Annotated in this window: 1 protein-coding gene; it reads right to left on the bottom strand. The window is 66.3% G+C overall.

Annotated features, from left to right (window positions below):
- Positions 1-3,668, bottom strand: a 3,668-nt coding sequence (locus G3N92_RS32080) for an FAD-binding oxidoreductase (protein ID WP_206131553.1), incomplete at both ends; no start/stop codon positions are given.

Below are 3,668 nucleotides of genomic sequence, written 5' to 3'. Positions count from 1 at the left end.
TCCGCCATCCAGTTCTCGCCGAGCACGTTGCGGGCGATCTCGACGACGATGTAATCGGCGTCGATGTTGGCGTCCTCGTTGTAGCGCGACAGGCCCTGCAGGCACGACGGGCAGCTGGTCAGGATCTTGACCTGCGTTTCGCCGGCCGGCGCGGGCGCCGCCGCACCGCTCGCGCCGTCGCCCGACACCACCGGAATGTTGCGCAGGCGCGCCGCGCCCTTGCGGATCTCCTCTTCCTTGCGGAAGCGGATCTGCGTCGAGATGTCCGGCCGCGTCACGGCCAGCGTGCCCGATTCGCCGCAGCAGCGGTCGTTCTTGGCGATCTTGTAGCCGTCGTTCTCCGCGCCCATCAGCTCGTTGACGAGCTTGACCGGATCCATCGTCTTGATCGGCGTGTGGCACGGGTCGTGATACATGTAGCGCGTGCCGGCCACGCCGTCGAGCTTCATGCCCTTTTCGAGCAGGAACTCGTGGATGTCGATGATCCGGCAGCCCGGGAAGATCTTCTCGAATTCGTAGCCGGCCAGCTGGTCGTAGCAGGTGCCGCACGACACCACCACCGTCTTGATGTCCAGGTAGTTCAGCGTGTTGGCCATGCGGTGGAACAGCACGCGGTTGTCGGTGACGATCTGCTCGGCCTTGTCGTTCTGGCCCGAGCCGCGCTGCGGATAGCCGCAGCACAGATAGCCCGGCGGCAGCACCGTCTGCACCCCCGTTTCCCACAGCATCGCCTGGGTGGCCAGGCCGACCTGCGAGAACAGCCGCTCGGAGCCGCAACCCGGGAAGTAGAACACCGCCTCCGAATCCACCGTGGTGGTTTTCGGGTTGCGGATGATCGGCACGACCTTGTTGTCCTCGATGTCGAGCAGCGCGCGCGCCGTCTTCTTCGGCAGGTTGCCCGGCATCTTCTTGTTCACGAAGTGGATCACCTGCTCGACCACCGGCGGCTTGCCGGTGGTGGCGGGCGGGCGCGCCGTCTGCTTCTTCGTGACCTTCTTGAGCACGTCGTTGGCGAAGCGCTGCGCCTTGTAGCCGACGCCCATCATCACGCCGCGCGCGGCGTTGATGGTTTGCGGGTTGGTGGCGTTCAGGAAGAACATGCCGGCCGCCTGGCCCGGATTGAACTTCTTCTTGCCCATCTTGCGCAGCAGGTTGCGCATGTTCATCGTCACGTCGCCGAAGTCGATCTTGACCGGGCACGGCGTCACGCACTTGTGGCAGACCGTGCAGTGGTCGGCCACGTCGTTGAACTCGTCCCAGTGCTTGATCGACACGCCGCGGCGCGTCTGCTCCTCGTACAGGAACGCCTCGACCAGCAGCGAGGTGGCGAGGATCTTGTTGCGCGGGCTGTACAGCAGGTTCGCGCGCGGCACGTGGGTGGCGCACACCGGCTTGCACTTGCCGCAGCGCAGGCAATCCTTGACCGATTCGGCGATCGCGCCGATGTCGGACTGCTTCATGATCAGCGATTCGTAGCCCATCAGGCCGAAGCTCGGCGTGTAGGCGTTGCGCAGATCCGCGCCCTGCATCAGCTTGCCCTTGTTGAAGCGGTCGTGCGGATCGACGCGCTGCTTGTAGGCGCGGAAATCCTTCATTTCCTCTTCGGTCAGGAATTCGAGCTTGGTGATGCCGATGCCGTGCTCGCCGGAGATCACACCGTCGAGCGAGCGCGCGATCTGCATGATGCGCGCGACCGCCGCGTGGGCGTCCTGCAGCATCTCGTAATTATCCGAGTTGACCGGCAGGTTGGTGTGGACGTTGCCGTCGCCCGCGTGCATGTGCAGCGCGACGAACACGCGCCCGCGCAGCACGCGCTTGTGGATCGCCTGCGCCTCGTCGAGGATCGGCTTGAACGCGCCGCCGTTGAAGATGTTGCGCAGCTCGGCGCGCAGCTCCTGCTTCCACGACACGCGCACGGTGCGATCCTGCGTGATGTGGAACACGTTGGCGTCGGGTTGCGCATCGGCGCGCGCGGCGAACGTGTCGGCGAGCTTCTCGTAGCCGAGCTGCACCATGTAGTGCTGCGCCTCGCGCAGCGGCATGTCGAGCCGGTCGCGCAGGAATTCCCAGCGCGCACGCACCTGCTTGAACAGGTCGAGCGCCTGCTGCACGCGATCCTCGAGCAGTTCGGCGCTCGGGATTTCGTTCGCGTCGTCGCTCTTGCCGAGCGGCAGGTTGCCGGTGCGGAAGAACGCCTCGATCGCGTCGAGGATCTGCAGCTTGTTCTTCAGCGACAGCTCGATGTTGATGCGCTCGATCGCGTCGGTGTACTCGCCCATGCGGTTGAGCGGGATCACCACGTCCTCGTTGATCTTGAACGCGTTGGTGTGCTTCGCGATCGCGGCGGTGCGGCTGCGGTCGAGCCAGAAACGCTTGCGCGCCTCGGCGCTGACGGCCACGAAGCCCTCGCCGCTCTTGCCGTTGGCCATGCGGATCACTTCCGAGGTGGCCGCGGCCACCGCGTCGGCGTCGTCGCCGACGATGTCGCCGATCAGCACCATCTTCGGGAACGCGTTGCGCTTGCTCTTGGTGGCGTAGCCGACCGCGCGCAGATAGCGCTCGTCGAGGTGCTCGAGGCCGGCCAGGATCGCGCCGCCCTGCTTCGACGTTTCGAACAGGTAATCCTTGATTTCGACGATGCTCGGAATCGCCTCGCGCGCCTGGCCGAAGAACTCGAGACAGACCGTGCGCGTATGCGCCGGCATCTTGTGCAGCACCCAGCGCGCAGACGTGATCAAACCGTCGCAGCCTTCCTTCTGCACGCCCGGCAGGCCGGCCAGGAATTTGTCGGTGACGTCCTTGCCGAGGCCTTCCTTGCGGAAGCGCTTGCCTTCGATCTCGAGCATTTCGCTGCGCAGCAGCTTCTCGCCCGGCGCGTACGCGCCGTCGAACCACTTCAGCTCGAAGCGGGCCATCGCGATGTCGTGGATCTTGCCCTGATTGTGGTCGTGACGCGTGACTTCGAGCCAGTTGCCGTCCGGGTCGACCATCCGCCACCAGGCCAGGTTGTCGAGCGCGGTGCCCCACAGCACGGCCTTCTTGCCGCCCGCGTTCATCGCGACGTTGCCGCCGACGCACGACGCGTCGAGCGAGGTCGGATCGACCGCGAACACGTAGCCGGCCGCTTCGGCCGCCTCGGTCACCCGGCGCGTGACGACGCCGGCGCCCGAGAAGATGGTGGCGACCTTGTGCGCGACGCCCGGCAGTTCGGTCTGTTCGACCGCGCCCAGTTGCTCGAGCTTTTCGGTGTTGATGACGGCCGAGAACGGCGTGAGCGGCACGGCGCCGCCCGTGTAGCCAGTGCCGCCGCCGCGCGGGATCACGGTCAGGCCCAGTTCGAAGCAGGCCTTCACCAATGCGGCGATCTCGGCTTCGGTGTCGGGCGTGAGGATCACGAACGGATATTCGACGCGCCAGTCGGTGGCGTCGGTCACGTGCGAGACGCGCGCGAGGCCGTCGAAGCGGATGTTGTCCTTCTGCGTGCAGCGGCCCAGCGCCTTGGTGGCGCGGCGGCGCAGGTCGGCCATCTGCTCGAATTCGCGCGCGAACGATTCGACCGCGCCGCGCGCGGCCACCGTCAGCATCGCGACGCGCGAGGCGCGCTCGCGCGCCGCTTCGTCGCCGTGCTCGGACAGATCGGCCTGACGGCGCTTGTCGATCTCGGCCAG

The sequence above is a fragment of the Burkholderia sp. Ac-20379 genome (assembly GCF_017104645.1).
Classification (GTDB): domain Bacteria; phylum Pseudomonadota; class Gammaproteobacteria; order Burkholderiales; family Burkholderiaceae; genus Burkholderia.
The sequence above is the reverse complement of the archived record's forward strand: the minus strand, read 5'-3'. Positions and strand labels throughout refer to the sequence as shown.